Annotated in this window: 9 protein-coding genes; 1 reads left to right on the top strand and 8 read right to left on the bottom strand. The window is 45.2% G+C overall.

The genetic code is table 11. The annotated features are described in order from the left end of the window. Positions 1-862: permease (locus tag A3761_RS06535; protein WP_082870188.1), on the top strand; the 862-nt coding region annotated here is incomplete at its 5' end. An 82-nt stretch (positions 863-944) separates the two neighbouring features. Here A3761_RS06535 and tmk read toward each other — a convergent pair. From tmk to A3761_RS06495, 8 genes are all read right to left on the bottom strand, one after another. Further along, entirely contained in the window at positions 945-1,565 is a 621-nt protein-coding gene (gene tmk, locus A3761_RS06530; RefSeq protein WP_068506751.1) for a dTMP kinase, read from the bottom strand. Between the two features lie 45 nt (positions 1,566-1,610). Beyond that, a complete protein-coding gene (gene mltG / locus A3761_RS06525; RefSeq protein ID WP_082865125.1) occupies positions 1,611-2,657 on the bottom strand; it encodes an endolytic transglycosylase MltG in 1,047 nt (348 codons plus the stop codon). Between the two features lie 25 nt (positions 2,658-2,682). Then, the gene (pabC, locus tag A3761_RS06520; RefSeq protein ID WP_082865126.1) at positions 2,683-3,540 is read right to left on the bottom strand and encodes an aminodeoxychorismate lyase; all 858 of its coding nucleotides are present in this window, start codon (positions 3,538-3,540) and stop codon (positions 2,683-2,685) included. A 2-nt stretch (positions 3,541-3,542) separates the two neighbouring features. Further along, entirely contained in the window at positions 3,543-4,790 is a 1,248-nt protein-coding gene (fabF, locus tag A3761_RS06515; RefSeq protein ID WP_068506753.1) for a beta-ketoacyl-ACP synthase II, read from the bottom strand. A 92-nt stretch (positions 4,791-4,882) separates the two neighbouring features. Further along, a complete protein-coding gene (gene acpP, locus A3761_RS06510) occupies positions 4,883-5,116 on the bottom strand; it encodes an acyl carrier protein (RefSeq protein ID WP_068506755.1) in 234 nt (77 codons plus the stop codon). A gap of 410 nt (positions 5,117-5,526) precedes the next feature. Continuing rightward, positions 5,527-6,273 carry a 3-oxoacyl-ACP reductase FabG gene (fabG, locus tag A3761_RS06505; RefSeq protein WP_068506760.1) on the bottom strand — a complete coding sequence of 249 codons (747 nt, stop codon included), beginning with the start codon at positions 6,271-6,273 and terminating at the stop codon, positions 5,527-5,529. 61 nt (positions 6,274-6,334) lie between these two features. Continuing rightward, positions 6,335-7,255, bottom strand: a complete 921-nt coding sequence (gene fabD / locus A3761_RS06500; protein WP_068553589.1) for an ACP S-malonyltransferase — start codon at positions 7,253-7,255, stop codon at positions 6,335-6,337. Between the two features lie 86 nt (positions 7,256-7,341). Next, the coding region (locus tag A3761_RS06495; protein ID WP_369808186.1) for a phosphate acyltransferase PlsX at positions 7,342-7,791 on the bottom strand (450 nt) is incomplete at its 5' end.

Below are 7,791 nucleotides of genomic sequence, written 5' to 3'. Positions count from 1 at the left end.
GTGGAGCATACTGCTCGCCATTGCTTTTGTCGGTGTGTTAAGTCGTATACCCCAGGAATTTATCATCTCGATTCTGGGAAAAGGAGGCACCGTCAAAGGTCTGTGGCGCGCGACATTGGCAGGCGTACTACTCGATTTATGTAGTCACGGAATACTAATGGTCGGCATGGAGCTAAGGCGCAAAGGTGCCAGTCTCGGCCAAGTCATGGCATTTCTTATTGCCAGCCCTTGGAACTCACTATCACTGACGATAATCATGGTGGCACTCATAGGGCTGCCATGGACCCTCTTGTTTATTGCCCTGTCGATGGTATTGGCAATTACCACCGGCTGGTTGTTTGATCGACTAGAACAGAAAGGCTCTCTTCCGCAAAATAGCGTTGCGAATGACTTGCCTGAAGACTTTCAATTTTGGCGTGAAGCTAAATCCAAATTTGCATCGGTAGAATGGACACAAGCGCTAGCCCTTGATATCGGCAAGCGCGGCTTAAACGGTTCTAGAATGGTGATCCGCTGGTTGTTATTTGGTGTTCTATTAGCGTCAGCGATTAGAGGCTTCGTTTCGTTGGAGGACTTCCAAAATTACTTCGGGCCAACGCTGCTTGGTCTAGGAGCAACCTTGATCGCAGCAACAATCATTGAAGTATGCTCCGAAGGCTCGACCCCTATAGCGGCCGACTTGATGAATCGAGCCAATGCCCCCGGTAATAGCTTTGCATTTTTAATGACAGGCGTAGCGACCGATTACACTGAAGTGATGGTAATAAAAGACACAATGAAGTCTTGGAAGACAGCACTATATTTACCTTTGCTAACCGTACCACAGGTGATCGTGGTTGCAATGATATTGAATAGTGTTTAACAATCGAACGTAGGCAGAGGGTTCCATCCCTTATATGAATCTACACCGTGCTAACCCGCCTGCGAGCCATGGAAGGCTCTGCCTACAGGATATTCTCAAGCACGACTGAAATACTTGATTGTACCTCTTCCAAACTTTGTGTTGCGTCAACTATTTTAAATCGCTTTGGCTCAGCTTCTGCACGCGCTAAATAGTTATCTCTAACATTATTAAAAAACTCTGCCTGTTCTTCCTCAAAGCGATCTAGGGCACCACGATTTTTTGCACGCGCCATGCCTACTTCAATCGGAGCATCTAATAAAAGAGTCAGGTCTGGGCGTACGTCTCCCTGAACAAAGTTTTCAAGTAAGGCTACTTTTTCAGAAGGTACACCACGCCCGCCAGATTGATAAGCATAAGTTGCATCGGTGAAACGATCAGAAATCACCCAAACACCTTTTTCCAACGCAGGTAAAATCTTTTGGTGAAGGTGCTGAGCGCGTGCGGCAAACATAAGAAGTAACTCGGTTTCTGACGCTACTGTTTCTTCCCGGTTCTTAATGAGCACTTCACGAATCTCTTCGGCCAAATGCGTTCCGCCAGGCTCTCGGGTAATGATGGATTCAATTCCCTTTGACGCTAACGCTTCTTGAATAAAAGCGATGTTGGTAGACTTGCCAACGCCTTCGCCACCTTCAATCGTGATAAATAAACCTTTGTCCACACTGTACCTTCTTATTTGGAATTGAGCTTGCTCTGAAATCAAGCCTTACTGGCTTGAACGGTAGTCTTTGCGACGTCTTAACTGGTACTTACGAACGGCATTGTTATGCTCGTCGATAGTTGCTGAAAATTGATGAGTGCCATCACCTTTTGCGACGAAATATAGGCTAGAGCCTTCTTTAGGGTGCAGCGCTGCATGAATGGCACTACGCCCTACTAAAGCGATAGGAGAAGGAGGTAAGCCCTTTATTCGGTAGGTGTTGTAGGCCGTCAGCTCTTTCAGGTGCTTACGGGTGATATTGCCTTGATAGCGATCACCTAAGCCATAGATGACGGTCGGGTCCGTTTGTAGACGCATTCCCTTAATCAGCCGCCTATTAAATACACCTGCGATTTCAGTTCGCTCATGTGCTGCTCCCGTTTCTTTTTCCACAATCGAAGCCAAGGTAAGCGCTTCATACGAGCCCTTCAATACGGTACTTTTATCTCTAGCCTGCCATTCTTCTTGCAAAATGTTCTGCAAACGCTGATGAGCACGCTTTAGGATTGATAGATCCGTATCGCCTTTATGGTACGCATAAGTATCAGGATAGAACTGCCCTTCCAGGTGCTTTATATCGTTCTTAGAGTTCAATGCCTGGATAAGTTCATCATCGCTCTTCCCTTCCAAGGTTTTACTTAGCTTCTCTTGAAGCGCCAGGGTCTTTAAGGCATCTCTGTAGCTCGTTCCTTCGATAAACTGAACCTGGTAACGAATCTGGTTATTGGATGTCAGCCACTCAAAAATAGCAGGAAGCGTCATAGGCCCTTGTAGACTGAACTCACCTGCTTTAATTTTACTAGCAAGCTTATTTTGCTTTGCGTAGACCTTTGCGACCCAGGGGTTAATGTCAGCCCCTTTTTCAATCAAGTTCCTCAACACTGAGTTGAAGCTACTGCCTTTGGGTATTTCTATTTCGAGAACGTCTCGTGGAAAGGCTATTGCTCGCTCTAATTCAGATTGATAATAACGATATATACCGGCACTGAGCATCAGCACAAAAATAATAAGCAGCAGAATAAAACGAGCGATAAAAGAGCGATTTGCAGGCACGATAGTTAATGTCGAAAAAGGTTATTTAATATGAAAAGCTAGTCTTCAAATGAGACTGAATGATTCCACAATTTTTATGTATTGCATAGCGCTTACCAGCAAATTCTTTCACTGGCCAAAGACCAAAGACACTATTGATAACAGCTAAACCGTCTGCAGACTTTGAGTCCTCGATACTAATTTCCGCTTCACGAAGCGCTAGCCCTGTTAAAGCAGCGTTATCGAGTAGATATTGACGTAAAGTACCCGCCACACCGGCACCCGATATATTCGGAGTAATAATATCTTTGCCTGTGAAAATGAGTAGATTGCTTTTAGTGCCTTCTACCACATTATTCTTGTAGTCCAACATCAAGCCTTCTTCATACCCTGACTTAGCCAAATCCTTTGAAGCAAGCACCTGATCTAGACGATTGAGGTGTTTTATCCCTGCCAGAACTGGCTGATGCGAGAGCTTATGGTCACATAAATGGAGAGTAATTCCCTGGGCGGAGTTTGTCTCGGGAAATTCGGGAGACTCAAAGACTTGTGTGATAAAGTTTAGTTCCGGCTCATCGGGTGGCGCATAACCTCGACCACCTTGTCCACGCGTAAGAATCACTTTGATTATCGCTCGCTTAAGGTGAGCGGCTTTAGTCAGGTCTTTCAAAGCCAAGCCAACATAACGCTCAAACTTACCAGCAAGCATTTCAGTTTCACCTAAATCAAGCGCCTTAGTGCCACGTTTAAATCGTTCCAGATGATAACTTAGAAGAGGAATTTTTCCATCGACCACTCTAAGCGTTTCAAATAAACCATCTCCGTAGGCAAGGCCCCGATCAGCGATATCGATTGCCGAGGTCTCAAGCTCATTGACTAAGGTTAAGTGAGCTCGCGTTTTCATTTCTAATCTTCCAAGGCCTGAAAGATTAAAGTGCCATTAGTACCGCCAAAACCAAAGGAGTTCGATAGAGCAGCTTTTATCGGAGCTTTCCTGGCAGTATGTGCCACGAAATCCAAATCACACCCTTCTTCAGGCTCATCGAGGTTAATCGTTGGTGGCGCTACTTGATCAGTGATAGCTTTTACAGAAAAGATTGCCTCAATCGCGCCAGCAGCCCCTAACAAGTGACCAGTCATTGACTTGGTTGAACTAACAAGCAAAGAGCTAGAATGTTCTTTAAACAGGTCTTTGATCGCTTTGCATTCTGCCACATCACCAAGCGGAGTTGAGGTGCCGTGAGCATTAATATAATCAATCGATTCTGGTTCTATTCCTGCATCGTTGATAGCATTTTCCATAGCGGTTCTTGCGCCTGAACCATCTTCAATAGGCGAAGTAATATGGAAGGCATCATCACTCATACCAAAGCCGGTTAGCTCAGCATAGATTGTTGCACCACGCGCTTTTGCGTGCTCCAACTCTTCCAAAACCAGTGCACCTGCGCCATCAGATAGTACAAACCCGTCTCGACCTTTATCCCAAGGGCGGCTGACTTCTTCAGCAGGTCGGTCATTGGAAGACAATGCCTTAGCATTGCTAAAACCTGCAACAGCAATTGGTGTTGTCGCCATTTCAGCACCACCGGCTATCATCACATCGGCATCACCATAGGCAATCGTTCTTGCTGCGTAACCAATGTTATGAGTGCCCGTAGTACAAGCTGTGACTACCGCTATATTTGGGCCTTTAAAGCCATATTTAATCGCGATATTCCCGGCAATCATATTGATAATAGAGCTGGGTACAAAAAAGGGAGAAACTTTACGAGGCCCTGATTTCACGTAGGTATCACGTACAGTCTCAATGGTTTCAATTCCTCCGATTCCAGAACCAAAGGCAACACCAATCCGCTTTTTCTGATCTGAATCCAAGTCTTCTAAAGATGCATCTTTTACTGCCTGCATACCTGCAATCAGGCCGTACTGCATGAAGATATCCATGCGACGCGCTTCTTTACGGTCAATATAATCATTCACTTCCAGGTCCGAAATCTGCCCGCCAATTTTGACGTTAAAGTTCTCAGTATCAAAGCGAGAAATATTTGATATGCCGCTCTTCCCTTCAAGCGCTGCATTCCACGACTCAGACACGCTATTACCAAGCGGAGAAAGCATCCCCATCCCTGTGACTACCACTCGTCTTTTTGACATACCTTGCCTCTAACTTTTAAATATCGACCTAAACAAACAAAAAAAAACCGCCCAGAGATTTCACAAAGGACGGTTCTTTTTATGAACTTCTATTACTGGTTAGCAATAATGAAGTCGATAGCTTCCTGGACTGTAGAAAGCTTTTCAGCTTCTTCATCAGGAATTTCAGTTTCAAATTCCTCTTCCAAAGCCATTACCAATTCAACAGTATCAAGAGAATCTGCACCTAAGTCTTCAACAAAAGAAGAAGTATTTTGGACTTCTGAATCTTTAACACCTAGTTGTTCACATACGATTTTCTTAACACGCTCTTCTACAGTACTCATAATTTCCTCTCATTAATATAGATCAAGCTGACAAGCATTCTATCTCTGAAATATTTCAGTTTAAAAACAGCTTCGTACTTAATTACCTAGCTATTGTCTGCTTCATTTATTCATGGCGATGTAGTCTAGATCAAAGCAATGATAGAGACAAGCAGCAAAACATCACTCTTTGATCTCAATCAGGCCACCAAAAAATAGTATTTCGGCCAAATACATGGGAACCACCATACCCTACCCTCATTCACGCAGTATTTTGAGAGGGAATCCATCCAAGTCTTAACCTTATGGCTCCCGGCTCAAACACTACCGGGATGACGAAAAGACTGATTCGGGGTACTACCGGAATAACAACAGGACAAATTCGAGATGCTACCGGAATAACAACAGGACAAATTCGGGATATTCCCGTTTTAGCCCATAAACATCCCACCGTTTACATGGATCGTTTCACCAGTAATATAACTTGCTTGCTGAGATGCCAAAAACCCTACTACCGAAGCCACTTCTTCGGGCTGCCCCAAGCGCTGCATCGGTATTGTCGCCAACATACTCGCTTTTACGGTATCGGAAAGCTCTTCTGTCATGCTCGTCTCAATGAAACCCGGAGCCACTGAGTTAACTGTAATGCCTCGCCCACTAATCTCTTTTGCCAAAGAGCGGCTAAAGCCCTCTATGCCTGCCTTGGCAGCACAATAGTTTGCCTGGCCTGCATTGCCCATTTGCGCAACAACAGAGCTAACGTTAATAATTCGTCCCCAGCGCGCCTTAGTCATGCCTCGGAGCGCTGCCTTTGAGACTCTGTAAATCGAGCTCAAGTTGGTGTTCAAGACATTATCCCAATCTTCTTCTTTCATACGCATCAACAAACCATCACGGGTAATGCCGGCGTTATTTACAACGATCAAAGGCGGACCATAAGCTTGAGTGACCTGTTTGATGCCTTCTGTGACCGACTCTGGGTCTGACACATCCATCTTAATGCCGTCACCGTCCAAGCCCCACTTTGAGAAATAATGCGAAATTGACGAGGCACCATCTTCTGTTGTGGCAGTACCAATAACCGTTAAGGACTCATCCATGGCCAACTCTTTAGCAATCGCCTGACCTATTCCACGGCTTGCGCCCGTGACTAACGCCACCTTCTTTTCCATTGCCATTTTCCTGTTCTTTATTTTGGTATTTTAACTTGGTGCGCACCGCGCACCCTATACAGCATGTTTAATCTGATAAACCGGAAACTACTTTTTCAAGACTACTCACGTCTGACATAGCCATCGTGTTAACCGTTTTATCAATTCGTTTATTTAAGCCCGCTAGCACCTTACCAGGACCACATTCAACGAAAGTGTCGGCACCTAGCTCAATCAGCTTAGTGACCGATTGTGACCAAAGTACGGGGCTATGCAAATGAGCCAATAAATTTGTCTTTAGCTCTTCCAGGTTTGTGGCTACCTGAGCATTCACATTTTGCACAATAGGAATACCGGGTTCTTTAAATGTCAGTTTCGACATTGCATTTGCCAACTCTTCACCTGCAGGCTGTAACAAGTCACAATGGCAAGGAACACTTACAGGAAGCTTCGCAGTACGACGAGCGCCTTTTTCTTTTGCGATAGCCATCGCCCGGTCCAGCGCATCGGTCGCACCCGATATGACGATCTGACCAGGAGAGTTAAAGTTTGCCGGCGCAACAACTTGCCCTTGGGCTGCCTCTTTACAAGCCTCTTTAGCTTTATCATCATCAAGCCCCAAAAGAGCAACCATACCGCCCTCACCTAGAGGAACCGCTCCCTGCATAAGCTTACCACGAAGGTTAACGAGCTTAACCGTCTCTTCAAAATCCAGTACGCCGCTAGCGATCAAGGCCGTATATTCACCCAAGCTATGCCCACACACATAGTCTGGACGGATGTCAGAGTTTTCTATCCAGGTACGCCACATCGCAACACTTGCCGTTAATACAATAGGCTGAGTAATTTCCGTCTGGTTGATCTTATCTTCAGGCCCATTTAGCGCAATATCTTGAAGATCCTCTCCAATTGCTTCAGACGCTTCAGTAAAGGTTTTTACTGCTAATTCTGACTGCGCCAAGAGATCTGACATCATTCCAATTGACTGAGAACCTTGACCGGGAAACATAAAGACAGTTGTCACAAAATTCACCTTTTAGATAGTTTGACTTGGATATTCAAATAATTAGCGACGCATAGCCACCAAGACCAGCGCTATAGCAAAACCTTTTCCAGCTCGCTATTAATCAGCTCCGGCAGATTAGCTTCCGCCTCTTTATAGGCAAGATCAATCGCTTGCTCAAAAGACTTCGCATTAGCATGCCCGTGACTTTTAACCAAAACGCCTTGCAGACCAAGGAAGATGGCCCCATTGTGAGTGTCTGGGTCTAGCTGCTTCAATGTCTTTGCCAGCAAAGGCAGCATGAGACGACCCAGCAACTTCCGGTACCATGACTCTTTGAAAAAGTCTTTTATACCGGAAAGCAGAATTTTGGCAGCACCCTCGGCACTTTTTAGCGCCACATTGCCAACAAAGCCATCACAAACGATAACATCTGCATAGGAACGAAAGATATCGCCGCCTTCAGCAAAGCCGATATAGTTGAGCGCTTCACTTTCTTCTATTAACGAAGCGGCTAACCTAACCTGCTCATTACCCTTAAT

The sequence above is a fragment of the Oleiphilus sp. HI0123 genome (assembly GCF_001635315.1).
The sequence above is the reverse complement of the archived record's forward strand: the minus strand, read 5'-3'. Positions and strand labels throughout refer to the sequence as shown.